Consider the following 24,306-nt stretch of genomic DNA (forward strand, 5'->3'; position numbering starts at 1 on the left):
AGGACATCACCCTTTCACGGTGGCGACCGGGGTTCGAATCCCCGTGGGGACGCCACTCATCAGAAGAACACCGAGGCCCGGCATGCCGGGTCTTTTTGTTCACCGCCTACTGCGGTTGCGTTGCGGATCCCGAAAGGCTTCCACAAACGTGAACAGGCAGATATACTAGGCGGCTCGCGGTACAACGTGGGGCCATAGCTCAGCTGGGAGAGCGCCTGCATGGCATGCAGGAGGTCGGCGGTTCGATCCCGCCTGGCTCCACCACTTCTCCGGACACAGGCCGTCCGACAGAAGCCAAAATTCGGTTTAACGCGTCCCCATCGTCTAGAGGCCTAGGACATCACCCTTTCACGGTGGCGACCGGGGTTCGAATCCCCGTGGGGACGCCAGCTTCAAACAAACAGCCCTGACTTCGGTCGGGGCTTTTTGTTTGACAACCCCTTCCCATCCGGCAAAAGCGCCGCTATGATAGGCGGCTCGCAGCACAACTGTGGGGCCATAGCTCAGCTGGGAGAGCGCCTGCATGGCATGCAGGAGGTCGGCGGTTCGATCCCGCCTGGCTCCACCACTTCTCCGGACACAGGCCGTCCGACAGAAGCCAAAATTCGGTTTAACGCGTCCCCATCGTCTAGAGGCCTAGGACATCACCCTTTCACGGTGGCGACCGGGGTTCGAATCCCCGTGGGGACGCCAGTTTCAGACAAACAGCCCTGACTTCGGTCGGGGCTGTTTGTTTATGGGCCTACGCCACAACCTTCGCCATGCCCACCGAGCGCGGTGCGGTCAAGGCGAAGCCGAACTGCGCATACAGCCGATGCGCCTCCCCATCGGCGATCAGGCTCACGTAGGCACCGACGGCATTCGCGCGCAGCCAGCCATCCAGCTGCTGCATCACGGCCTTGCCCAGGCCCTGCCCCTGGCGGTCCGGTACCACCGCGATATCCACCACCTGCAGGAAGCAGCCACCGTCGCCGATGATCCGGCCCATGGCCAGCAGCCGGTCGCCTTCGCGCAGGCTCACGCCGAACACCGTATTGGGCAGGCCACGCGCCGCCGCCTCGGCCGTTTTCGGGCTCAGGCCGGCCAGCACCCGCAGCGCGCGGTACTCCTCCACGCTGGGCGGTAACGGAATGCAGTGAACACCGACGGGCAGCGACATGACGCGGATCCAGCACTGAATGGGCGCTCAGGATGCCCGAACGGATTCGCAGGATGTGCGACCCATGGGCCTATCCTGTCCCCCTGCCCACCCTGCTCTCCCACCATGTGCTATTCCGCCCAGATCCGCGCCGACTACACCAAGCTGGTCCGTGAGTACGGCGCCATGATGTCGCTGGACGAGTTCGCCCAGCTCTATGCCCACGATGCCGGCAAGCAGCGCCCGAAGACCCCCAAGGCGATGGACGATGGCTTTGCCGGCGCCCGCACCGCGCAGGGCCAGGAGATCGTGGCGCGGATCCAGCAATGGCATGCCGAGGAAATGCAGGCACTGGATGAGGAAGTGCGCCTGCAGGGTGCGCGCTTGAAAGCGGCGGAGGAACAACTGGCTACGCGCCCCACGCAGAAGGCGCGCACCGAGGTGCGCGTGGCCGGCAACCGCATCGAGCGCGCGCAGACGCGCCTTTCCGATCTGCAGCGCGCGGGCCTGGTGCCGCGCGACAGCCGCATTTTCCCGGGGGTCTACGCGCCGGTGATCGTGTCCGAGCACGGGCAGCGCGTGATCAAACCGATGCGGTACCAGTGCCGGCTGCCGGACAAGCCCGCGCGCAACGACGCGCTGTATCCCGGTACGTACAACGCACGCCGGGACAGCCTGGAGGCGTACTGGAAATCCGCGTTCGGCCATCGGCATGGCGTGGTGGTGGTGCAGTCGTTCTACGAGCACGTACCGCGGCACGTACTGGAGCAGCGCACGCTCTCACCCGGCGAGAAAGCCGAGAACGTCGTCCTGGAGTTCAGCCCGCAGCCGCCGCGCGATCTGCTGATCGCATGCCTGTGGTCGGAGTGGGAAGGACCGGAAGGTCGCCTGCTGTCGTTCGCCGCGATCACCGACGATCCGCCTGCCGATGTGGCGCGGACCGGCCACGACCGCTGCATCGTGCCGATCCGGCGCGAACATCTGGATGCGTGGCTGAATCCGGACCCGCAGGATCTGGCGGCGCTGTACCGGATCCTGGACGACCGCGAACCGGTCGCCCTGGCACACGCCGAAGCAGCGTGAGGTCGCCGCTCAGCCGGCGACGGAGTCGCCCACCCGGGCGCGCCCCAGCGCGGCGTTCAGGTCGGCCGTCAGGTACGGCTTGGTCAGGATGACACCCGATCGGAAAGCCTCGGGCAGATGCTCGGTTGCCATGCCGGTGGCCAGCACGAAGGGAATCTGGCGCGCCGCCAAGGCAGCTGCCACCGCTTCGCTGGTCTCGTTGTTGGCCAGGCGATAATCCAGCAGGACCACCTGTGGCTGGGTTTCGGCGAGCAGGCGCAGCGCCTCGGCGACCGAGGCCGCCAGTCCCACCACCACGGCGCCGGACTGCGCCAGCTGCATCTGCAGCAGGGCCGCACTCATTTCGTCGTTTTCGACCACCAGCACCCGAAGATCCTGCAGCGCGCTCATGACGACTCCCTGTATGGTTCAGCGCGATGAGTATAGCGTCCTGCGTAGGTGAAACCCTGACAGGAACTTAAGCATTCAGGTCTGCACAAATGTCGGCATCTTGTATACACTACGCGGCCAGCCAGCCGAAGTGGCGGAATCGGTAGACGCAGCGGACTCAAAATCCGCCGCCCTTAAAAGCGTGTGGGTTCGAGTCCCACCTTCGGCACCATGGAATCAAAACGCCCTTTGTCATCAATGACTTAGGGCGTTTTTTCTTGTGTGGAACCGAGTAGTGACCAGCGGCTGTGCCAACCCTTGGAGGTTGGATGAAGTCCCCGTCGCACCTTTACCGCCGCAATGGCACCTTTTATTTCCGCTGGGCCCTCACGCCGCCATGCCGAGCGAGACTCGCGCCCTGCCCGGCTGATGTTCGCCTAAGCCTCGCCACGCATCGACGCGCAGTTGCCCTGCAGCGTGCAGCTACCCTGTGGCTGCACGCACTGGAATTGGCGAGCCGCATCATTGCGGGAGGACCACCCTTCAGCTACAACAGCCTGCTTCATGAACTAAGAGGGAAGCTGGACGTGACTGACGCTACCGAAGCTGATGCGGGCAAAGCATCGCCTAACAAGGTCGCATTGGCGTCCCTTCTGGGAACGTCGGCCATTAAGGAGCTCCAGGAGGCCGTGGGCCTCCTCTATGCCCGGGGCGTCCCCTTAGCCATTCCAGTTCGATGCGCCGCTGACGTCTATATCCAAGAGGCGGTAGATGACCAGGAAACGGTGGACCGGCTATCAGAGAGGGTGCACAACTTCGTCGCTGAGGTCCGGTTGACCAGCGACCACATTGCGGAGGTCCTCTCGGCCGACAGCTATAAGTTTCATATCAAGGAGTTCTACTGGCATGCGAACCCAGCGGACGATGCACGCCCGCAAGACGGTCAGCTCATTGTCCCGGATGAGCCAATTCCATGCATGCTGCTTGACATCACCACCACGACAAAAGCCCTCGACTACCTGAAGGCAGCGCCTCCCAGAGCAGCTCTAGCAGCGCCAGTGCAGGCTGCGCCGCCCTCACTCGCACCCTTGTTCCAGACGACTCTATCGCGAGGGCTAGAAGAGTGGCTCCTGGCAAATCCCGATTGGGTACCATCCACCAAAGAGGCTGCCGGTTCGGCAGTACGTCATCTGGTTCAAATAGTAGGTGACAAGCCGCCAGAAGAAGTCACGCCTCTCGAGCTGGCGGAGTTCGCAGCTTTTCACCAGAAATTGCCTTCCGACTACTTCTCTCGCCGCCAGAAGTACCAGGGCATGAGCATCAAACAAGTCATCGCGAACACAGAGAAGTCAGGCGTAGCAACTTTCAGCAGAAGCACGGCCGCCAACAAAGCCGAGTGGGTCAGTCGATTCTTCGCTTATCTTGAGAGCAAGGGGTACGTCGTTAAAAACGTAGCCGGTGGACTTGCCCCATCCACCAAGAAGCAGGATGGAAAGGAAGCCCGACATCCCTTCAGCAATGACGACATCCAAAGAATATTTGGACAGGCCGGCATCGACCTCATCTCAAAGTACATTGACAGAGAGAAGAAGCAGATAGCCATCTGGGGACCCCTAATCGGCCTTTTCACAGGTGCGCGAGCGCAAGAAATTGCCCTGCTTACAGTCGAAAACGTCTACACCTATATCGACGGCACTGAAGTCATCGCAATAACTGACCAAAACTCCAACCAGTCGGGAGCTGCTCGCCTCAAGACCAGCGCAAGCAAGAGGCTGGTCCCGGTACACCCGACCCTGATAGAGCTTGGCTTCATGTCATTCGTCAGCGCCAGAAGACGCCAAAGTAGCAACGCCCTGCTATTCCCAGAGGTCGAAAACTACGCCGTGGTCCATAAGCGGCACACAGCGATGACGAAGTGGTTCAATGATGTTCTTCTTAAAAAGCTAGCTGTAAAGACAGCCAAGAAATCGTTCCACAGCCTTCGTCATTCTGTCATTCAGAAGTTCTTCGAAGATGGAACGAAGGCGTACAAGGCGCACCAGTTCACGGGTCACGAATTGTTCTTGCCTGCTGGCACCAAAGCAAGCACTCAAGTGAACACATATGGCCGCCAGTTCGAGCCCAATGAGTTGGCTGAGCTCCTCACGCTACTGGATTACGAGGTCGATTGGTCAATCACCAAGGACCTTACCAAATCACTTGGATACAAGGCTTGATGACGTTGCACGCCATCTCTGGGGGCTTACCGCCCCCGAGAGATGGTACCTTCCCCGCGCGACTCGCAATAAAGCCAAACTTGTAAGGGCTCCCGCTAGCCTTCCTGCACAAAGCGACTGCCAATGTATCGCCATGCCTTCTTGTCCGGAAGGGCGCGGACTTTGGGCGAGCTACTGCCGCCATCCAGGTAGAAGTTGGTTCCCCGGAATCGAGCGACATCTTCCTGATACCCCGGGAGGACTTCTCGGCTGACATTGCGCCACTTTCCTTCAGCGTAGCGGTAGGCGGTCAGCTCATGGATGCCGGAATTGCCATCGTAGTAGGTAACCAGCGTGTCGGTGGAGCCAGAGGGCAAGAACATCTGTGTAGCCGCATCTAACTCAGCCAGTCCGGTAACCGCATCTATGCGAGCAAAGTCCGATGCACTCAAGGTTGCGAAGTCAGGATGTGTCTTTAGCGCAGCTATGGCGTCATGGATGTTCTTGAAGCTGGATGATGCGTCCGCAGTGGTCCCGCAGTCCATGGTCAGCGGCGACACTGTTCGGTTGTCCTTCACCGATACCAGACGCGCCTGCAGGCGCTCGTCATACATCTCGTCCTCCGGAAGCAACGTCAGTCCGGTCAGTCCGACAGATGCCACCCCCGTTGCATCGTATCTGCATCCAGCCTTTGCAACTCTTTGAGGAAGGCCGAGCAACTTTGCACCAGCAGAGGCGTTGCTCGCGCACAGGGCACCGCCGTGCTGGCGAAGCTGCGGACTCCGCGCGATGGAGGCTGAGTCCAGCTGGAAGCAGAGATTCAACCCCTCGTCCGTCTCCATCTTCGACGCGTCGCGGTACTCCCACTGGCCGCTGACGTTAAGTAGGGCCTGTGCTTGAGACGCAAAGGGTACAAGTGCAAGAGCCGAGACCAATGTGATTCGCTTCATCATCTGTTCGTCCTTGATTCGGTCAGTTTGAGTAGGGAAGCCGATAGACGGATTGTGCCTTGTAGCCAGGGTTCTGTGCTTCAGCTGTGCTTCGGGCCTGGTCTGGGGTTCCGGCATGGACCGTCACTACGAACGTGCCACTTCCCCCGCCTGGACGACCCATTTTCACTTCATACGTTGCCATTTCGATGCACCTTCATTCTTGGATTGGTTAGAGGGAGAGAACCGTCGTGAATTGCTTGAGCTTTGGGTCGTCCAGAAGTGCCTGGATTTCGCCGTATGGAGGGATGTTGCCCTCAATGTCCATACAGACGATGGCTGCCGCCCCATCATCGTAGAAGAAGGGTGCAATGCGCTCCTCCCCAGGAGAGAACGTCACACCCCTTAAGGCATACACCTGCCTGGGCTTGCCTATCGCCCTGCCCTGCCCATCGAAGCTGGCGCACTCCATGCTCACGCTACGCAAGGCATCCGAGTGGTTCTTCATGACGCAGTTGTAGCTGATGGCCGCCTTTCTTTCACAGGAGACGGGACGAACGTGTCCGAACGAGACCAGTTCCTTCGGCCCATTGACGGCGGCAAGCTGGTTGCAACCGGCAAGAGGAAGAAGGCACGCAATGAAAAGAGAGCGAGTGGCGCTCATGACACTCCTTTTAGGTATGAGAGAACTGATGACGGTACGACCCATGCATGGCTAGTCCGCGCTGTAGGTGTACGTGACTAAATCACTTACACCCTAGGCGACGGGCTCTACCTCGAAGCCCCTATGCATCAATGGTTTTGGGGCATTGCTTGCTGCACCCTGCCGACGGAACAGAAAAGTCTCAGCGCGGGGTAAGGCTACAAATAATGTAGCATACGGGACTGGCCGGGAAAGCCATCCTGTAGGGCGCTACAGGACTGCTTTTCTCACGGCTCATGGCGCTTCCCAAACTCCGCAGCATGTTCACCAAGCGCCTGAAAGAGGCGCGCTTGGCTATGGGCATCTCTCAACGAGAGCTTGGAAGGCGAATTGGCCTCTCGGAGGAAGTCGTGTCCAGCAGGGTGACTAGGTACGAGTTGGGAACTTCGGAACCCGACTTCGCTACGGCAGATAGGCTAGCCAAGGAACTTGGCGTTCCGCTGGCCTATCTGCTGGCTGACAATGATGCAATGGCCCAGATAATTCTGAGCGCAGCCTCCCTATCACCATCCGAGCAGCGGAAGTTGGCATCAGAGCTGTCTGGCGATGCCGTACGCAGCCCCATTAGACCGAAGCGCGAGTGACAAGTGGTCCATCACGTCAGACATAGCTTGGCATGGCACTACCACAATGATGCTCGGGAGTTCCTTCGCCGCTATGGACTATTGCGGCCAGAGGATTTCACCAAATCCGGGCGGGTGAAGAATTTTGTGGACGTGCTGTTAGCTGCTGAGTGCGCTCTCAAGGCGCACATCTTCCTGGGGAAGAGTCAGGCCGAACCGCTGACGCTATATCGAGAGGTCCGAGGGCTCCGCCACGGCATTCGCTCCCTTGCCGACAGGGCTGACTACTCGGACGACAGAGAGCCCTACAATGCCCTCTCCGCTCGCTTTGACCAGCTATCTGTCAATCTCAGGTATTCCCTCGACATGTGGGAGACATTCTTCCCTGGCTTGGGGGGCGAAGGGCAAGTCGCACGATATGACAACACCGTGGCCAACACCCAATGGCGGGAAGCAGCGGTTGCTGAGGTGCAGCATCTGGTTGAGATGCTACGCGCGGAGCTCACCAGAGAGGTGGACTGCGGGATAGAGGATGAGTTCAGACAGATGTTGGAGATGGCTGAGTTCGTGCGTGAGGCCAAAATCATCCGCTAGGTCTGTAGTGCTCGATATACGCTACTGCGACTGATGGAGAAGCGTTCGGCCAGCTGCTCGATGCTGAAGCCGTCTTCAGCACGCATCCTGCGGATACGCTCTTCCTGTACCTCTGTCAAAGCCTTTTTTCGGCCAAATTTGGTTCCCTTCTGCTGAGCAAGCGCAATCCCGTCACGCTGGCGCTCAGCCCGAATATCTGCCTCGAACTCAGCGAAAGCTCCCAGTAAGTTGAACATCAGCTTCCCCTCTGATGTCGTGGTGTCCAAACCCTGGTCCAGTACGCGAAGACTGACGTTCTTGCGCTTGAGCCTGTCTGCAATCTTGGCCAAGTCCAGGACGGACCTGGCAACACGGTCCAAACGGGAGACCACAAGCACATCACCATCCCGCACGTACTCAAGAGCTGCTTGAAGCTCAGGACGGTTCTCTGCCTGACGGCCAGAGCGCTTCTCTTGGTAGACCTTCCCGCAGCCCGCCTTGGTCAGCTTGTCCAGTTGGACATCTAGAGATTGACCGGCCGAGCTGACACGTGCGTAGCCAATGATTTCCATTTCAAGGCGTCTCCAAAGCTCTATAGGTTTTGAGAATACCATTTTGGAATGTAATTTGGAACATGCCGAGAGGCATCCCAAGTTGTATACATTTAGCGATTTCCAAGGGCGCTTTGGCAGGACGGAGCCAGCGATGCAGAGGATTTCGGCAAGGTTACGCAACCTACCGTAGGTCGGCAGCAAGGCTGAGCCTTCTTGGCATGGTCGTACGGCACTTCGGGTTGGCTTGAACCGGATGGCGGTAAAAAGGGCGGCGAATGAGTAAGATGCTGTTCATGTCACCCATCCGAATTCCCTATGCCAATCGACGCTAATCTGATAGAAGAAGTGAAAGCTGGTCGAGCAGTATTATTTCTTGGGGCAGGAGCTTCCTTAGGGGCAAAGGACTCGACGGGAATTCTAATTCCAGGTACCGCCGAACTGGGGGGGAAGATTTGTGAGAAGTTCCTAGGCTCGTCGTATACGGACTTGGATTTCGTGCAAACGTGTGATTACGCCGCGACTGCCAAAAGCGGGCGCGAGTTGCAGCGTTTCATCCGCGACACATTGGAACCGTTCCAGCCGGCAGATTTTCATAAAACGATTCCGAAGCTTCATTGGGCCGGACTGGCTACGACCAATTTCGACTTACTAGTTGAGCGCGCTTATGAGAGAACTTCAGAGAGACTCCAAGAGCTGAAGCCACTTGTCCATGATACCGCTGGTTTTATGGATACACTGGGTAAAGGCGACGTCCTCTATCTGAAGTTGCATGGATGCATTACCGCCTATGAGCAAGTTGCTCCGGGAATGGTGTATAGCACTGAGCGAATCCTTCGGCATAGAGAAGGCAGGGCTGCTCAATTCAGTCAGCTTTTGGAGTGGGCGAAAGAAAAGACGCTCGTCTTTGCTGGATACAGCCTTCGCGATGCCGACTTAAGATTGCTTGTCGATGAAATCGTGCGTGATGGCGACTCCCGGCCACGACACTACATTGTCAAGAAGGGAGTCCTTGAGTTTGAGGAGCGTTATTGGTCAGAACGTCGATTCACTTTGATTGACAGCACGTTCGAAGCGTTACTCGGCGAGCTTGATTCGTCAATCCCAACATCGTTTCGAAAGCTCAATACTGTAAAGAGCGAGACTGCAACTAGCTTAACGAAGTTTATCGCAGGGACTCGGCGGGAGAGCGCGGCGCTGCTGAACTACTTGGACGGAGGGGCGGAGCACGTCTCTACCGAAACGACCTCTCCCGTTGAGACACCACAGAAGTTCTTCAACGGTTTTGATTTGGGCTGGTACCCAATTGAGCAAGACCTCGACTTCGACCGACCGCTCGCGAAGTCCATCCTAGAAGAGCAAATTGCGGTCGCGAACGATTCGGCTAGTCAACGACTAATTGTATTGAAGGCTCATGCGGGAGCCGGCAAGAGTGTCGCGCTGAGACGCATCGCCTGGGATGCAGCGCGGCGGCTTTCAAAGCTAGTCCTCTTCGTGCGCAGCACTGGCTACATCAATGTCCAAGCAATTCAGGAGCTGATGGCGCTCGCTAAGGAACCGCTGTTCCTTATCATTGAGGACATCACCCTTGTGGCCGATGATGTTGCAAATCTGATAGCGGCAGCGAAGCGAGAAAAGAGTCACCTTGTTGTAATTGGTGGTGCGAGGTTTAATGAATGGAATATTCGTTCTCAGTCACTTGAAAATGTTGTTAGTGCGGAGTACGAGCTTCAGTACCTGAGTCGTCGCGAAATTGATGACCTACTGGTAAGGCTTGAGCTCAACGATTGCCTTGGCGAACTTAAGCACTTGAAGGAAGAGCAGCGGGTCAAGCAGTTAAGCGAAATCTACGGCAGGCAACTGCTTGTCGCGCTACATGAAGCTACGAGAAATGCTCATTTTCGCGACATCATTAGCGATGAGTACCAAAAAGTCTCGCCCCCTGAAGCCCAGCTGTTGTATGCAGATATTTGCGCACTACACCGCTTCGGCTCACCAGTTCGTGCGGGGCTTATTTCTCGCGTACATGGCATTGGCTTTGAGCAATTCAATGAGAAGTTCTTCAAGCCACTTGAGCAAGTCGTCTCGCTCGAAAAGGATGATAGGAGTGGTGACTGGATATACCGGACAAGGCATCCGTACATCGCGGAGATTCTTTATGCTGAGGTTTTTAAAACGAGCGACGAGCGGTTTGATAACCACATCAAGCTAATATCACGCCTGAACCCCGGCTATTCGTACGACCGACGGATAATTGGGGATTTGCTGCGGGGCAACAAGCTGGCTGATTCTTTCCCTGATACACGTATGGGTGAGGCAATCTACGAGAAAGCCCTGGACGTACTTGGTGAAGAGCCGCACATATATCATCAGAAGGGGCTGTATCTAAAGAGGCTCGCAGGCGACATCGGTGCGCTGAAGCACGCTGAAACTGCTCTCCTGACAGCGCTCGAATTGGCTCCGACCGACCGCACAATCAAACATTCATTGGCCGAGCTTGCGCTGTCCCGCTCGAAGTTGACCGCTGACTCGATAGAGAGAGTCGCATGGAGAAACGACGCAATAGCGAGGGCCCGGTCCCTGCTGTCATCGGCCAATGGCTCGCACGCGTTTCACACTATTGCGAAAGCTGAGCTTCTCGCCTTGTCGGATGCAATAGAGTCCGAAAGCGACGCCCCGCTGTCTGTGGACCTAGTGAGTGAGGCCATCAAAGCGGTGGAAGGGACTATTCGTGCTGGGTTGCAGCGGTACCCTGGTGACTCCCATCTACTCTCGGAAGAAGCGAGCTTAGCGCAACTTCTTGAGAATGATGAGCGGGCCGAGCGTGCTCTTCGGCGTGCTTTTGAGTCGAATCGGCGTAGTCAGCTTATCGCCAAGCGGTATGCACTGGTGCTAAAGGCCAGAGGTAAGATTCAGGAAGCTAAGGAGGTCATTCGTCAAGCGCTTGAGCACAATCCGGGAAATCAGGATTTGAATTTTGATTTCGCGCAGCTACTTCGCCTTGAGGACCCCGCTGTTGACGTCACTGACGCGGACAGGCTGCTCAGCTACTACCAACGTTCGTTCACCAAGGGCGATAAGAATTACCGTGCACAGTTGCTCTATGCAAGGGAGCTTACATTGGCAGGGCGGCATGCCGAGGCAAGGGCGCTTTACGAACATTTAAAGAATGCGGCCGTGCCGTTCGCCACCAAGAACTCCGTGAAAGAGATGGTCAGGGACGAGAAGGGAGAAAATAGGCGATTCAATGGCGTGGTAGCCGTGCGGCATGACTCCTATGGATTTGTCGAATTGGATAGCAAAGGAATACGCTGCTATTTTGATGCTAAGTCGATGCCGAACGATGTAGAGTTGCCAGCAACAGGGACGCGCATTTCGCTGACTCTCGGATTCTCATTCTTTGGACCTACCGCGCGTGATGTGCAACAACTAAGGTAGCGGCAATAGTTACACGATTTAGCAAGTTATTCACGGAATAGATAAATCAGGGGAGAGCTGACTCCCCTGAGCTACTTGACAGCGATATGCCTGAGGCAAGACGCCTCCCGCGAAGTGAATCCAGTTCTTAAGTCGCAGGTCGAATGGGCATAAACATAACAAGCACTCCATCGAAGTTGTCGTCGCACCTCTTCAGAACGTAGTTAGTCATCTCGTTCTTTTTGTGGGCGTCGTCCAGCTCGATGAACCAATCATCCCTATCCGGACAGTTCACTTTTGGGTCTCCGCACAGCCTTCCTGAAGTCTTCCACAGCTTTTGAATTACTTCCTTGTAGGTCATCGGACAGCCGGGTAAGCGCATGAGGCAGTGGATGTGCGTTCCCTGTCGAGCTCCGGCTGCTGATGTACTCCACATCATTTCACCGCCAAAATCCTCAACTATCGGACACATGGGTATTCGCTTCTTGGATTTTGCACCGAACAGGTGGCATTTCAGCTTGTGGGCAAAGCTTCCAAATGCCTTTTCTGCAAGCTTATAGCTGACTCCCGCGTCCCCGCTGAAGGTGAGCGTCACCATAGCGTTATGCCCGGCGCTTATGAGCCAGTCTGCAGCCTGTCGTTGAAATTCCGTCCTTGAACACCTTGCGTCGTCCATTGCCTATTCCTTCAAGAGCGTTGTGCGTTTGTGCTCTCACAGGTATCTTCTCGAAGGGGGACATTTCGCAAATAGAGGAGTCATGGCCAGACCCGGAGGAAATCCAAATTTTATGGCGGTCCGCTATACGGACACGACCGCTGCCACCCATAAGCTGCAGTCGAATGCAGATGAGCACGCCAAAGCGGTCTACCACGCGCTGCTGACTGCGATACGGGACGGTGAAATCGACCATGCCGCTGATGGCAACGACAAAGCTCTTTGGCGGGCCTGGCTAAATGCCAACGGCCACTTCACTCAACGGAAGCGCCCTTGGTCGAAGAAGTCCTTCAACAGGATGCTCTCGCGACTAAGGGCGCGCGGGCTGCTGGCTCCCTGAGCAGGTTGCGGCGTACTGGAAACGTGTGCCATTCAACTGTGCCAACTCGGCACCACACCCCCACTTCTTCCCTGTACAATCAATAGCTTGAAAGAAATGGCGCATCTGCTTTCGAGTCCCACCTTCGGCACCATGGAAAACCAGAACGCCCCGGATCGACGGATCCGGGGCGTTTTTTTGTGAGCAGCGGCTTCGCCTGCCTGCTGGCCTGCTTGCCCAAGTCCCAAAATGGGACTAAGCTGCGCAGATGCGAATCCTGGCAAAGCCTGTACTTGAGCGATTCTGGGCCAAGCACCCTGCAGCGGAGCAATCTCTCAAAGCCTGGTACGACGAGGCGAAGAACGCTGAGTGGCGTACGCCGCAGGACATCCGGAATCACTATGCGACGGCCAGTTTCGTGGCGAACAATCGCGTCGTCTTCAACATCAAAGGCAATGACTACCGCCTCGTGGTGGCAATCGCCTATCAATACCAGGCGGTCTACATCAAATTCATCGGCACGCATGCCCAACACGATGCAATCGATGTGACTACGGTGGAGTGCACCCCATGAACATCCGTCCCATCCGCAATGAAGACGACTATCAGCTCGCTCTCAAGGCTGTGTCGCACTACTTCGACCGCCCTCCCGAGGTCGGCACCGCCGAAGGCGATGAGTTCGACGTACTCATCACCCTGATCGAGTCCTACGAGAGCAAGCACCACGCGATTGCCCCTCCCGACCCGATCGAGGCGATCAAGTTCCGCATGGAGCAATCCGGATTGACCGCCAAGGATCTGGTGCCCAGCATCGGCCAGCCCAATCGGGTTTACGAGGTGCTCAACGGCAAGCGCGCGTTGACGTTGAACATGATCCGCAACCTGCACCGGAATCTGGGTATTCCGGTGGAAAGTCTCGTCGGACTCTAAGCGGTGACGAAGGCCGGACCGCTCCGGTCCGGCCTTCTGACATCAGGTGCAGTAAGACCCGCTCAGACCAGCCGAAGCGTCGGGTGTGCACCATTGAGCGTATTCACCGCAGCCGGCCGCGCCGCACCCGCCGCCCCCGTCACCCGGAACGCCGCCACCGTCTGCAGCAGCTGGGTCGACTGCTCTTCCATGCTGCGTGCGGCCGCCGAGGCCTCTTCGACCAGCGCGGCATTCTGCTGGGTGCTCTCGTCGATATGCTCGACCACCTGGTTGATCTGCTCGATGCCTTCGCTCTGCTGCTGGGCCGCGGCGCTGATGTCGGCCATGAGATCGCTGACACGCTTCACGCTGACCACGATCTCGTCCATGGTGCGCCCCGCGCTCTCGACCTGGCGCGTGCCTGCCCCGACCTTCTCGACCGAGTCGCCGATCAGCTGCTTGATCTCCTTGGCGGCCTCGGCCGAACGCTGCGACAGCGAGCGGATTTCCGAGGCGACCACGGCAAAACCGCGCCCATGCTCACCCGCGCGGGCCGCCTCCACCGCCGCGTTGAGGGCCAGGATATTGGTCTGGAACGCGATGCCGTCGATCACCCCGATGATGTCGACGATGCGGCGCGAGGAATCGTTGATCAGCGACATGGTCGAGACCACCTCGTGCACCACCTGCCCACCCTGCGCGGCCACTTCCACCGCGCCGCCGGCCAGTTGATTGGCCTGGCGGGCATTGTCGGCGGTGCGACGCACCGTGGCGGTCAGGCCTTTCATCGAGACCGCCGTTTCCTCCAGCGAGGCGGCCTGCTGCTCGGTGCGCACGGACAGGTCGCTGTTGCCCTCGGCGATCTCGCTGGCACCGACCGCGATGGTGTCGGCGGCCAGCTTGATCTGGGCGATGATCCCGGCCATCGCCTCCACCAGCGCATTGATGCCCTGGCACAGCTCGGCGATCGGGCCGGACTTGTCTTCGGTGGCGATATGGCCGGTCAGGTCGCCGGCCTGCGCCGCGGCGACGACCTCGCGCGTCTGCGCGACGGCCTGCTGCAGCGCCAGGGTGTCACGCACCTGCGCGGTGATGTCGGTGGCGTACTTGACGACTTTGAACGGGCGTCCGTTCATGTCGTAGATCGGGTTGTACGAGGCCTGGATCCAGACCTCGCGCCCACCTTTGCCCAGCCGCTTGTACTGGCCGGCATCGTACTCGCCGCGGCCGAGCTTGGCCCAGAACGCACGGTACTCCGCACTCTGCCGATAGTCGGGCTCGGCGAACATCGCATGATGCTGCCCGCGCACCTCGTCCAGGGCGTATCCCATCGCGGCGAGAAAATTCTCGTTGGCGCCCAGGATGCGCCCCTCCAGATCGAACTCGATCACGGCCTGCGATTTGTTGATCGCCGCCAGCTGGCCGGCGAAATCGGCGGCCTGGAATTTCTGCGCGGTGATGTCGGTGGCGAACTTCACCACCTTGTAGGGCCGCCCGTGGCTGTCGAAGACCGGGTTGTAGGATGCCTGGATCCAGATTTCGCGGCCGCCCTTCCCCAGCCGCCGATACTGGCCCGCCTCGAACTCACCGCGGCCCAGGTTGGCCCAGAAGTCCCGGTATTCCCTGCTCTGCGCATATTCGGCATCGACGAACATGGCGTGATGCTTGCCCTGGATTTCCTCCAGGGTATAGCCCAGTGTCTGCAGTAAATTGTCGTTGGCGTGCACGATGGTGCCGTCGAGATGGAACTCGATCACCGCCTGCACCCGGTGCAGCGCCTTGACCTGGTCTTCCAGCTCGGCCTGCCGCTGCAGCGCGGCAGATGCCGCGGCGCCATGGGCGGCGCGACGGGAAACGAACAATGCGGTGAGCGAACGCCACAACGAGCCTGCATCGGCGTCGCTGTCACGACCTGGCACATGCGTGTGCAAGCCTGAAGTAATCATCTTTAGACCTCGGTGTCCGGTTAGCGAATAGGTCAGCGCCGGGCGGTGGCCCGGTGGCGGTATTCCGTTGGCTGGGACTCACGAAGATCGCCAGTGGGGATGACGTTGCTTCGATGGACTTCAAACACCGGGCAGGCCGGTGAACATGAACCATTAAAAAAGATGTACGGCCAGGTATCCACGTGAGCAGACAGGCAGCAACTGCGAGTCATATAACGGCGCGTCTTCTGAAAGCTTTAGGGCCATCATCGTTGCGCCGTGGCGCACGGCGGGCCGCGCCTACTCGCCGCTTTCGCTGGCATCGAGCGCGTCCAGCGGGTCGATCGCGCCGAGCGCCTGGGCTTCCACCTGCACGTTGTCGCGCCCCAGCGCCTTGGCCCGGTAACACTGCGCATCCGCCGCCGCCACGGCGTCATCCACGCTCATGCCGCCGAACAGGGGCGCGATGCCGATGCTCGCGCCCACGCTCAGCCGGCGCTGGTCCCAGGGGATGGACAACCCACGCATCGCCTCGAGCAGGTCGATGGCGATGCGGCGGGCACGCTTGAGCGAACAGCCGGCCAGGATCACCGCGAACTCATCGCCGCCCAGCCGCGCCACGATGTCCGAATCACGCACCCCGTGCCGCAATACGCTGGCCACGGCCCACAGCACCGCATCGCCGGCGAGATGGCCATGGGTGTCGTTGACCGGCTTGAAGTGGTCCAGGTCGATGTACATCAACGAGGCCGACTGGCCGGTCCGGGCGACGCGGGTGATGGCCTGCTGCAGGTGTGCCTCGAAGCCGCGCCGGTTGCTCAGCTCGGTCAACGGGTCGATCTCGGCCAGGTGGCGGGCCTCGCGCTGGCGCGCGCGTTGCTGGGTGACGTCACGGATCACCCAGACCGCGCCGCTGGTCAGGCCGTCCTCATCGCGCAGCCAGGCACGGGTCAGGTCGACCGGCAGCAGGTGGGTTCCCACCGCCAGCAGCAGGTCCGAATGCAGGTCGACCGCATTGCTGTCCGGGTCGAGCAGGACCGCCACGTCCAACGGCGAGCGCGGCGCGTACTCGGTGGTGAGCTCCATCACCTCCTGCAGCTGGCTGCCGGCCAGTGCCTCGGCGCCGTCACCCGCCAGTGCGCGGGTGGCCGCTGCGTTGGCGTACTGGATGCCACCGTGCAGGTCCAGGGTCAGCACCATGTCGGCCACCGCATCCAGCGTGACCCGGGTGCGCTGCTCGGATTCGCGCAGCTGCTGGCCGCTGAGCCGTTGGGCGGTCACGTCCTGGATCTGGGAGACGAAATGCAGCGGCTCGCCATTTTCCGTGCGGACCAGCGAGACCGACAGCCGCCCCCAGACCAGGTTCCCCGCCTTGCCCAGGTAGCGCTTCTCCATGTGGTAATGCTCGCGGCGGCCGGCCAGCAGATCGCCAAGCAGGGCGAGGTCGGTATGCAGGTCGTCCGGATGTGTCAGCGTCTGGAAATCGATCAGCAGCAGTTCGGCACGGGTATAGCCGAGGATGCCGCACAGCGAATCGTTGACGTCCAGCCAGCGCCCTTCCAGCGACACCAGGGCCATGCCCAGCGCCGCCGACGAGAACGCCCCGGCGAATTTCTCCGAGGCCAGGAACGCCTGTTCGCGGACCTGCAGCAGCGGGGTCAGGTCGACCGCCATGCCGACGTAGCCGATCCGGTTGCCGCCGGCGCAGTCCAGCGGACTGATCGACAGGCGCACCTGGCGGCGCTCGCCGTCCTTGCGCAGGAACGTCCACTGATGCGACCAGGTGCCCTGCGCGGCCCGCGCGCTCAACGCCTCGAACACGGTCGGCAGACGCCCGTCCGCCCCCATCTGGGGCTGCAGGTAGGCACGCATCTCCTCCGGATCGTGGAAGAGGCCCGGGTTGACCCGTCCGATCACTTCATCGGGGCGGTAGCCGAGCAGTTTCTGCGCACCGGTGTTGAACAGATTGACCACCCCGTCGATGTCGGTGGCGATCACCGCCACCTCGTCGGAGGCATCGACGACCGCCTGCAGGCGCTGGCGCATGTTCGCCGCATCCTGCCGCGCCTCCTGCAGCTCGGTGACGTCGGCATGCGCGCCGGCCATCCATAGCGGCCGGCCCTGTGCATCGCGTTCGTAGACGCGGCCCCGGTCCTGCACCCATATCCAGTGGCCCTGCTTGTGCCGCATCCGGCACAGGCTGTCGTAGCGCGGCGAGCGGCCCGCCAGGTGCTCCTCGAGCAACGCGTTGGACTGGGCCAGGTCGTCGGGATGCACCAGCCGGAAGAAGGTGTCCGGCGTGATCGGCGCGAGTTCTTCGCGGGTGTAGCCCACGATCTCCGCCCAGCGTTCGTTGACCCGCATCTGGTTGCCGGGGATGTCCCAGTCCCAGGTGCCCGCCGCGGTGCCTTCGATGATCATTTCCAGTCGGTGGCGCTGTTCGGCCATCTCGCGCAGCGCGGCGCCAGCGCGGTCATCGGCGCTGCGGCCCGCCCGGTCGCCCGGTCCTGCCTGGTCGTCTGTCATCTGGGCTCCCCGCCGTCCACCTACCCTACGGGCATTGAACGCGAAGTGTGCGTAAACCCGGGCGAAACCAGAAGTGCCTCCGCCCATCGGCAGGGACCAGAAACGCCAAGGGCCGCCCGAAGGCGGCCCCTGGCGGGCAGCGGAGAGGCGCTCAGCCGCCGCGCTTGGCCCGGGCGAAGGCGTCGGCCAGTGCATTGTTGGCCGGCGGCGCAGCACTGCCCGGGCGCGGCCCGGAGGGGGTGCCACGGCCGCCATTGCGCGGGCCGTTGCCTGCCCCGCCCTCCCGGCGACCGCCACCGGCCGGGCGCGCATCGCGCTCGCCGGGTGCCTTGGCCGGGGCCGGGGTGTCGTCCAGGCGCCGGGTCAGCGCGATGCGCTTGCGCGCCACGTCGACCTCCAGCACCTTCACCTTGACGATGTCACCGGCCTTGACCACGTCGCGTGGGTCCTTGACGTAGGTGTCCGACAAAGCGGAGATGTGGATCAGGCCGTCCTGGTGGACGCCGATGTCCACGAAGGCACCGAACGCGGCCACGTTGCTGACCACGCCCTCCAGGATCATCCCGACCTTGAGGTCTTTCAGTTCTTCGACGCCGTCAGCGAAACGCGCGGCCTTGAACTCGGGGCGCGGATCGCGGCCGGGCTTTTCCAGTTCCTTGAGGATGTCGCGCACCGTCGGCACACCGAAGGTTTCGTCGGTGAACTGCTCGGCTTTGAGCCCACGCAGGAAGCTGCCGTCGCCGATGAGCGCCTTGATCGGGCGTGCGGTGGCGGCCACGATGCGCTCCACCACCGGGTAGGCTTCCGGGTGCACCGAGGAGGCATCCAGCGGCTGGTCGCCATCGGCGATGCGCAGGAAGCCGGCGCACTGCTCGAAGGTCTTCTCGCCCAGGCGCGGCACCTTGAGCAGGTCCTTGCGGCGCTTGAACGGACCGTTGTCGTCGCGGTGGCGCACGATGTTCTCGGCGACGGTGGACGACAGCCCCGACACGCGCGAGAGCAGCGCGGCCGAGGCGGTGTTGACGTGCACGCCGACCGCATTGACGCAGTCCTCCACGCGCGCATCCAGCGCGCGCGCCAGCCGGTACTGGTCCACGTCGTGCTGGTACTGGCCCACGCCGATCGCCTTCGGATCGATCTTGACCAGTTCGGCGAGCGGGTCCTGCAGGCGGCGGGCGATCGACACCGCGCCACGGATGGACACGTCCAGGTTCGGGAATTCCTTGGCCGCGAACTCCGAGGCCGAGTACACCGATGCACCGGCCTCGCTGACCACGATCTTCTGCAGCTTCGTATCACCCAGTGCCTTGATCACCTCACCGGCCAGCTTGTCGGTTTCGCGGCTGGCGGTGCCGTTGCCGATCGCGATCAGGTCCACGTTGTGCTGCACGCACAACTGCTTGATCGCGTGCAGCGACTGGTCCCACTGGCGGCGCGGTTCGTGCGGGTAGATGGTGTCGGTGGCCACCAGCTTGCCGGTGGCATCGACCACGGCGATCTTGCAGCCGGTGCGGATGCCCGGGTCCAGGCCGAGCACGGCCTTGGGGCCGGCCGGGGCGGACAGCAGCAGGTCCTTGAGGTTGTCGCCGAACACCGCGATCGCCTCGGCCTCGGCCTTCTCGCGGGCCTGGTTGAACAGGTCCAGCAGCAGGTGCATGTGCAGCTTGGCGCGCCAGGTCAGGCGGCAGGCGTCCAGCAACCAGCGGTCGCCGGGGCGGCCGGCGTCGCGGATGCCGGCGTTGTGCGCGACACGGCCCTCGGCGTACAGATTGCCGGCCTCCGCATCGCTGCCCGGGTCCAGTTCCAGGAACAGGATTTCCTCGCGCCGCGCACGGAACAGCGCCAGCAGCCGGTGCGACGGAATCTTTGCCAGCGACTCCGAATGCTCGAAGTAATCGCGGTACTTGGCGCCCTGCTCTTCCTTGCCCTCGGCGACACGTGCGCGGATCACGCCGTTCTCGCCCAGCCAGGTGCGCAGTTCGCCGACCAGCGCGGCATCTTCGCCCCAGCGCTCCATCAGGATCGCACGGGCGCCCTCCAGGGCCGCCTTGACGTCGGCCACGCCCTTGTCGCCATCGACAAAGCCCGCGCCGAACATCTGCGGGTCCAGGCCGGGATCGGCCAGCAGCCCATCGGCGAGCGGCTCCAGGCCGGCTTCGCGCGCGATCTGCGCACGGGTGCGGCGCTTGGGCTTGTAGGGCAGGTACAGATCTTCCAGGCGCGACTTGGTGTCCGCGCCGAGGATCTCGTTGCGCAGCTCGTCGCTGAGCTTGCCTTGTTCGTCGATGCTGGACAGCACCGCGGCGCGGCGGTCTTCCAGTTCGCGCAGGTAGGTCAGGCGCGTTTCGAGGTTGCGCAGCTGGGTATCGTCCAGGCCGCCGGTGACTTCCTTGCGGTAGCGGGCGATGAACGGAACGCTGGCGCCTTCGTCCAACAGGGCGATGGCGGCGAGGGCCTGGGCGGTCTGGGCACCGATCTCATCGGCGATGGTCTGGGCGATCTGCTGCGCGAGCTTGATGTCAGGCATTGCTTCCGGCCGGAGCCGCTTTGCGGAAAGAACCCATTCTGGCGATGCCGGGCGGCGGGGGAAAGCCGTTGACAGGCCGGGCCGAACCTGTCGCCCCGTGGCGCTCACCACACGGGGGATCCTGCGTTCACGCCGGCATCCTGCGTGGGGCTGGGATGCCGGCGCGGGCGCCCGCTACAACCGGGCGCCTCCGCGGTGTGACGGGCTTACCGGTAATGCACCGCAGCACGCTGATGGACGATATCGTCGCGCATCGACTCCAACGCCATCACCCGCACCCTGCCCACACCCTGCAGCTCCATGAACCGCTCGGTGTAGATCTCCGGGCCCAGCTCGGTATCGGCCTGGGACTTGCTGAAGCCATGGGGCACCAAGCCCTTGTCGCCATCCTTGCTACCACCGACATAAAGAACGATTGCCATGTGATGTATTCCTCCAGAAAAACGTTGTTGCTGATACAGCGCCGCAAGTTTACCCCGGCAAACCTGACTGTTTCGTCATGCAGGCTAATAACGTTTTTTTGCATGCAGATGACGTCGCGTTGTCGACATTTTTCTTACATGGATTTAACGCGGAAATAACGGGGCCACCAGCCTCGCCCCTGCAGCGCATACACATCGGCCGCCCGTTCGAACGGATTGCGTGCGCTCACGCCACCGCAGAGCAGATACACCGGCAGATACAGCGGCCCCAGCACCAGATACTGGTAGACATGCGCGCGCTCGTGGTCGTGCAGGCCGATCACCGGCTCGCTGGCGTGGCCCGCCTGGTGCGCGTAGGTGCGGCACGGGACGTCCAGCACCGGTCCGGTATGCAGGATGACATTGCCCAGCGTGATCGCCCCACCCGGCCCCCACGGAAACTCGCGGAACACGATCGCGCAGTCGCGCGCGTTCCACGACGGCCGCGCACCGGCCAGCATCCCGGCGGTGCCGGCGGCCAGGCCGATCAGGGTGTTGGGTGACGTCCACAGCGCGCCCAGCCCCTGCAGGGCGCGCAGCAGCAGCAGCGACAGGCTCAATCGGCCTCGTTGGGGATCAACAGCCACAGGATCAGGTAGACCAGGATGCCCGGGAAGGCGGCCGAGCCGATCGAGATCAGCACGAACAGCACCCGCACCAGGGTGACGTTCCAGCCGTAGCGATGCGCGATGCCGCCCATCACCCCGGCGATCATGCGGTCGTTGAGCGAACGGGACAGCGGGCGCGGCGGTGTGTTCATGCACGGGGTCTCGGGCCGGTAGGTGCCGACTCTAGCGCGAACCGTGTCTACGGGGTGCGTTGGCGCAGGGCCTTGAGTCGCGCCCCGAACCAGACCGCGGCAGCCTGCTCCGACTGGCCCGGGCAGGCGATCCGGTACGGCTTGCCGCTCATGCTGCTCTGGCTGGCGGCCCGCTCGATGAACTGCTCGGCGGTGTCCACCTTGTCCTTCTTGAGCAGGTAGTCGTACTTGCGCTGCAGGTGGGCCCGCGCCTCGGGCGCATCATGCCAGCTGCCGTTGCGCTGGAAGCGGCAGCTGGAGCCATCCAGCGCACCGATCAGGCCGGCGATCTCGCGGCGGGCGGCCTCGCTGGGCGCGGCCTGGGCGGTACCGATGCCCGACAGACCCACGGCCAGCCAGAGAAGGGGGCGAATGTTCATTGCGCGCGCTCGTTCAACCAATCGGTGATGGTCGCCGGAACCTCGCGCTGCGCGCGCCCGGAAACGTAGATGCCGATATGGCCACCGCGGAAACTGCTCTCGGTGTAGTCCGTGCTGCCGATTCGACCGCGCAGCGCGCGCGATGCATCCGGCGGGACCAGATGGTCCTGTTCGGCGTAAATGTTCAGTACCGGCAACGTGACCTGCTGGAGGTCGACCTGTTCTTCGCCGATGCGCACGCCGTCGTGCATCAGGCCATTGCCCTGGTAGAACTGCTTGATGAAGTCACGGAACGCCTCGCCAGCAAGATCGGGCGAGTCGAAAATCCACTTCTCCATGCGCAGGAAATCTTCCAGCGCGTCCTTGTCGTCGAGGATGTCGAGCAGGCCCACGTACTTCTGTACGTTGAGCCGGAACGGCTTGAGCATCAGGTAACTGGCATTCATCAGGTCGGCCGGGATGTTGCCCAGCGTGTCCACCAGCAGGTCCACATCCACCTGCCGCGCCCAGTGCGAGAGCATGTTGTCCGGGGTGTGGAAATCGACGGGGGTGACCATGGTGATCAGGTTCGCCAGCTTGGCCTGGCGCAGCGCGGCATAGCAAAGCGCGAACACGCCGCCCTGGCAGATGCCCAGCATGTTGATCGGCTCGCCACCGCTGCGCGCCTGCAGGTGATCCACCGCGCCATCCACGAAGCGCAGCAGGTAATCCTCCAGCGTCTGGTAGCGCTCGGAACGGTCCGGGTAGCCCCAGTCCAGCACATAGACATCGTGGCCCAGCGCCAGCAGTTTCTGCACCAGCGAGCGGTCGGTCTGCAGGTCGACCATGTACGGCCGGTTGACCAGCGCATAGACGATCAGCAGCGGCGTGCGGTGCACCGGCGGCTCGGTACCGACGAAGCGGTACAGCGTGACCTTGCCGTCGCGCCAGATCTCTTCGCGGGTGGTCACGCCGTAATCGACATCGTCCACCGAAGGCAGCAGCTTCAGGCCATCCATCAGCTTGCGCTGCATGGCCAGGGTCTCCTGCAGCAGGTCTTCGGCGTTGAAGCCCAAGGGGCCTTTCATGCGCTGCGCTTCCGGGGCTTGGTGGTGGGCTTGGTGGCAGGCTTGGTGTCCTTGGCCGGCGTGGAAACGTTGCCTGCGCGTTTGCTCGCGGCAGCTGGCTTTGCTGCAGGCCTGCTCGCCTTGGCCTTACTGGCAGGTGCCGCAGCCGGACGCGCTGCCGCAGACGCCTTGCCCCGCTTCGGTGCTGCCTTGCCGGATGTTGCCTTATTGGGGCCCGCCGTACCCGCGCCGCCGGCCATGCGCCGCACCAGCCGCTCCAGCTCGGCGATACGGCGATGCGCCGCATCCATCTCGGTGCGCGTCGGCAGCCCGAAGCTCTCGGTCAGCCGTTCGATTTCCTGCTGGGTGGCCGCGCGCAGCCGCATCTGGGCATTGCCCAGCGAGGCATAGACCGTCTGGAACGGCTCGGACAGCGCGACCTTGGCATACGCTTCCTCGGCCGCGTCGATCCACAGATCGAACATCGCCCGCGCACTGGTGAGCTGGTTGCCCGGCTGTTCGTGCTCGGCCAGGCGCTGCTCGAACAGGGTGAACGCATCGTCCAGCGCCTGCTTGATCTGATCCACGTAATCGCGCGAGTGCGCCTGATACTCCTGCTGCGCGCGCAGCAGCGCCTGCCAGCGGGCCTGATGCTCGCGACCGGGACCGAAGGCGGGACTCTGCAGCCACGGGCCAAGCTGGCGCTGCAAGGTCTCCAGCAACTGAAGAAGGTCCGGACCCTCGGCATGCGTGTGTCCGCGTGCGCCCTGCAGCATCCACTGCAGCAGTCCGTTGCCCTGCCCCAGGACGGCTTTTCGCCAGGCCTGCGCGACGTCGGCGCTGGTGGTGTCGCGACCGGCGAACTGCGCGGCCACCTGCTGCATGGTGCCGTACCAGCCACCGGCCTGCTCACGGAAGCGATGCACGGCCTCGTCGGCCGGGCCGCTGGCGGCGTTGGGCATCATCTGCGCCCACCCGTCGATCGCCTGCTGCCAGTTGCCCTGGCCCTCGGGGCCACCCGCATGGCCCGGTGGTGCCGCAGCGTGCCGCAGGGCATCGCCCCAGGCACTGAAATACTGCCGCGCCAAGGCCTCTACATCGCCTGCGCCGCTGCCGCTGCCCGCCGTGGTCATGACCGTCCTCCCGTCTCGGGAAACGATGATAGCAATGGCTCGCCG

At 61.7% G+C, this 24,306-nt stretch carries 23 protein-coding genes and 5 tRNA genes; 13 read left to right on the forward strand and 15 right to left on the reverse strand.

Annotated features, from left to right (window positions below; genetic code table 11):
* Positions 1-188 precede the first annotated feature (188 nt).
* The 4 genes from AB9O74_RS14965 to AB9O74_RS14980 all read left to right on the forward strand — a co-directional run bounded on the left by AB9O74_RS14965 (position 189) and on the right by AB9O74_RS14980 (position 693).
* A tRNA-Ala gene (locus AB9O74_RS14965) sits at positions 189-264 on the forward strand.
* Between the two features lie 49 nt (positions 265-313).
* Positions 314-389, forward strand: a tRNA-Glu gene (locus AB9O74_RS14970).
* 103 nt (positions 390-492) lie between these two features.
* Positions 493-568, forward strand: a tRNA-Ala gene (locus tag AB9O74_RS14975).
* Positions 569-617: 49 nt separating this feature from the next.
* Positions 618-693, forward strand: a tRNA-Glu gene (locus AB9O74_RS14980).
* Positions 694-742: 49 nt separating this feature from the next.
* Here AB9O74_RS14980 and AB9O74_RS14985 read toward each other — a convergent pair.
* Positions 743-1,159 carry a GNAT family N-acetyltransferase gene (locus tag AB9O74_RS14985; RefSeq protein WP_176988659.1) on the reverse strand — a complete coding sequence of 139 codons (417 nt, stop codon included), beginning with the start codon at positions 1,157-1,159 and terminating at the stop codon, positions 743-745.
* A gap of 105 nt (positions 1,160-1,264) precedes the next feature.
* On the opposite strand from AB9O74_RS14985, the gene AB9O74_RS14990 reads away from it, so the two are divergent.
* A complete protein-coding gene (locus AB9O74_RS14990) occupies positions 1,265-2,221 on the forward strand; it encodes an SOS response-associated peptidase family protein (protein ID WP_369349778.1) in 957 nt (318 codons plus the stop codon).
* Between the two features lie 9 nt (positions 2,222-2,230).
* Here the strand turns inward: AB9O74_RS14990 and AB9O74_RS14995 are convergent, their stop codons facing one another.
* Positions 2,231-2,611: a response regulator gene (locus AB9O74_RS14995; protein WP_369349779.1), complete on the reverse strand. Its 381-nt coding sequence runs from the start codon at positions 2,609-2,611 to the stop codon at positions 2,231-2,233.
* Between the two features lie 124 nt (positions 2,612-2,735).
* Here AB9O74_RS14995 and AB9O74_RS15000 point away from each other — a divergent pair.
* Both AB9O74_RS15000 and AB9O74_RS15005 read left to right on the forward strand, forming a co-directional pair.
* Positions 2,736-2,822, forward strand: a tRNA-Leu gene (locus AB9O74_RS15000).
* A gap of 97 nt (positions 2,823-2,919) precedes the next feature.
* The gene (locus AB9O74_RS15005) at positions 2,920-4,806 is read left to right on the forward strand and encodes a hypothetical protein (RefSeq protein ID WP_369349780.1); all 1,887 of its coding nucleotides are present in this window, start codon (positions 2,920-2,922) and stop codon (positions 4,804-4,806) included.
* Positions 4,807-4,901: 95 nt separating this feature from the next.
* On the opposite strand, the gene AB9O74_RS15010 is transcribed toward AB9O74_RS15005, so the two are convergent.
* Both AB9O74_RS15010 and AB9O74_RS15015 read right to left on the reverse strand, forming a co-directional pair.
* Entirely contained in the window at positions 4,902-5,738 is an 837-nt protein-coding gene (locus AB9O74_RS15010; protein WP_369349781.1) for a hypothetical protein, read from the reverse strand.
* A gap of 208 nt (positions 5,739-5,946) precedes the next feature.
* Positions 5,947-6,378: a hypothetical protein gene (locus AB9O74_RS15015; RefSeq protein WP_369349782.1), complete on the reverse strand. Its 432-nt coding sequence runs from the start codon at positions 6,376-6,378 to the stop codon at positions 5,947-5,949.
* 299 nt (positions 6,379-6,677) lie between these two features.
* On the opposite strand from AB9O74_RS15015, the gene AB9O74_RS15020 reads away from it, so the two are divergent.
* Positions 6,678-7,001 carry a helix-turn-helix domain-containing protein gene (locus AB9O74_RS15020; RefSeq protein WP_369349783.1) on the forward strand — a complete coding sequence of 108 codons (324 nt, stop codon included), beginning with the start codon at positions 6,678-6,680 and terminating at the stop codon, positions 6,999-7,001.
* Positions 7,002-7,028: 27 nt separating this feature from the next.
* The gene (locus AB9O74_RS15025) at positions 7,029-7,574 is read left to right on the forward strand and encodes a hypothetical protein (RefSeq protein WP_369349784.1); all 546 of its coding nucleotides are present in this window, start codon (positions 7,029-7,031) and stop codon (positions 7,572-7,574) included.
* Here the strand turns inward: AB9O74_RS15025 and AB9O74_RS15030 are convergent.
* Positions 7,571-8,125, reverse strand: a complete 555-nt coding sequence (locus AB9O74_RS15030; protein WP_019660316.1) for a recombinase family protein — start codon at positions 8,123-8,125, stop codon at positions 7,571-7,573. The genes AB9O74_RS15025 and AB9O74_RS15030 overlap by 4 nt on opposite strands.
* Before the next feature lie 297 nt (positions 8,126-8,422).
* On the opposite strand from AB9O74_RS15030, the gene AB9O74_RS15035 reads away from it, so the two are divergent.
* Entirely contained in the window at positions 8,423-11,542 is a 3,120-nt protein-coding gene (locus AB9O74_RS15035) for an SIR2 family protein (RefSeq protein ID WP_369349785.1), read from the forward strand.
* Positions 11,543-11,669: 127 nt separating this feature from the next.
* Here the strand turns inward: AB9O74_RS15035 and AB9O74_RS15040 are convergent, their stop codons facing one another.
* On the reverse strand, positions 11,670-12,197 hold the full coding sequence (locus AB9O74_RS15040; protein WP_369349786.1) for a hypothetical protein: 528 nt from the start codon (positions 12,195-12,197) through the stop codon (positions 11,670-11,672).
* Between the two features lie 82 nt (positions 12,198-12,279).
* On the opposite strand from AB9O74_RS15040, the gene AB9O74_RS15045 reads away from it, so the two are divergent.
* The 3 genes from AB9O74_RS15045 (at position 12,280) to AB9O74_RS15055 (ending at position 13,485) form a co-directional block, all read left to right on the forward strand.
* The gene (locus AB9O74_RS15045) at positions 12,280-12,576 is read left to right on the forward strand and encodes a hypothetical protein (RefSeq protein ID WP_369349787.1); all 297 of its coding nucleotides are present in this window, start codon (positions 12,280-12,282) and stop codon (positions 12,574-12,576) included.
* Positions 12,577-12,823: 247 nt separating this feature from the next.
* Positions 12,824-13,129 carry a type II toxin-antitoxin system HigB family toxin gene (locus AB9O74_RS15050; RefSeq protein WP_369349788.1) on the forward strand — a complete coding sequence of 102 codons (306 nt, stop codon included), beginning with the start codon at positions 12,824-12,826 and terminating at the stop codon, positions 13,127-13,129.
* Positions 13,126-13,485 carry a type II toxin-antitoxin system HigA family antitoxin gene (locus AB9O74_RS15055; RefSeq protein ID WP_369349789.1) on the forward strand — a complete coding sequence of 120 codons (360 nt, stop codon included), beginning with the start codon at positions 13,126-13,128 and terminating at the stop codon, positions 13,483-13,485. The genes AB9O74_RS15050 and AB9O74_RS15055 overlap by 4 nt, the downstream gene beginning before the upstream one ends.
* Before the next feature lie 62 nt (positions 13,486-13,547).
* On the opposite strand, the gene AB9O74_RS15060 is transcribed toward AB9O74_RS15055, so the two are convergent.
* The 9 genes from AB9O74_RS15060 to phaE all read right to left on the reverse strand — a co-directional run bounded on the left by AB9O74_RS15060 (position 13,548) and on the right by phaE (position 24,261).
* Positions 13,548-15,410 carry a methyl-accepting chemotaxis protein gene (locus AB9O74_RS15060; protein ID WP_369349790.1) on the reverse strand — a complete coding sequence of 621 codons (1,863 nt, stop codon included), beginning with the start codon at positions 15,408-15,410 and terminating at the stop codon, positions 13,548-13,550.
* Positions 15,411-15,689: 279 nt separating this feature from the next.
* Positions 15,690-17,837, reverse strand: coding sequence for a PAS domain S-box protein (locus AB9O74_RS15065; RefSeq protein WP_369349857.1), 2,148 nt, complete (start codon positions 17,835-17,837; stop codon positions 15,690-15,692).
* Positions 17,838-18,066: 229 nt separating this feature from the next.
* The gene (locus tag AB9O74_RS15070) at positions 18,067-20,442 is read right to left on the reverse strand and encodes a Tex family protein (RefSeq protein ID WP_369349791.1); all 2,376 of its coding nucleotides are present in this window, start codon (positions 20,440-20,442) and stop codon (positions 18,067-18,069) included.
* A gap of 206 nt (positions 20,443-20,648) precedes the next feature.
* Positions 20,649-20,864 (reverse strand): hypothetical protein, encoded by a 216-nt coding sequence (locus tag AB9O74_RS15075; protein ID WP_176988654.1) that lies wholly within the window; start codon positions 20,862-20,864, stop codon positions 20,649-20,651.
* Positions 20,865-20,998: 134 nt separating this feature from the next.
* Positions 20,999-21,451, reverse strand: coding sequence for a hypothetical protein (locus tag AB9O74_RS15080; RefSeq protein ID WP_369349858.1), 453 nt, complete (start codon positions 21,449-21,451; stop codon positions 20,999-21,001).
* Positions 21,452-21,459: 8 nt separating this feature from the next.
* On the reverse strand, positions 21,460-21,663 hold the full coding sequence (locus AB9O74_RS15085; RefSeq protein WP_123729552.1) for a PspC domain-containing protein: 204 nt from the start codon (positions 21,661-21,663) through the stop codon (positions 21,460-21,462).
* Between the two features lie 47 nt (positions 21,664-21,710).
* Positions 21,711-22,082 carry a YfeK family protein gene (locus AB9O74_RS15090; protein ID WP_369349792.1) on the reverse strand — a complete coding sequence of 124 codons (372 nt, stop codon included), beginning with the start codon at positions 22,080-22,082 and terminating at the stop codon, positions 21,711-21,713.
* Complete coding sequence (locus AB9O74_RS15095) at positions 22,079-23,149, reverse strand: class III poly(R)-hydroxyalkanoic acid synthase subunit PhaC (RefSeq protein WP_369349793.1); 1,071 nt, start codon at positions 23,147-23,149, stop codon at positions 22,079-22,081. Before AB9O74_RS15095 ends, AB9O74_RS15090 begins: the two co-directional genes overlap by 4 nt.
* Positions 23,146-24,261: a class III poly(R)-hydroxyalkanoic acid synthase subunit PhaE gene (gene phaE / locus AB9O74_RS15100; RefSeq protein ID WP_369349794.1), complete on the reverse strand. Its 1,116-nt coding sequence runs from the start codon at positions 24,259-24,261 to the stop codon at positions 23,146-23,148. The genes AB9O74_RS15095 and phaE overlap by 4 nt, the downstream gene beginning before the upstream one ends.
* Positions 24,262-24,306: the final 45 nt, after the last annotated feature.

The organism is Stenotrophomonas sp. JAG2 (assembly GCF_041080745.1).
Lineage (GTDB): Bacteria > Pseudomonadota > Gammaproteobacteria > Xanthomonadales > Xanthomonadaceae > Stenotrophomonas > Stenotrophomonas maltophilia_AA.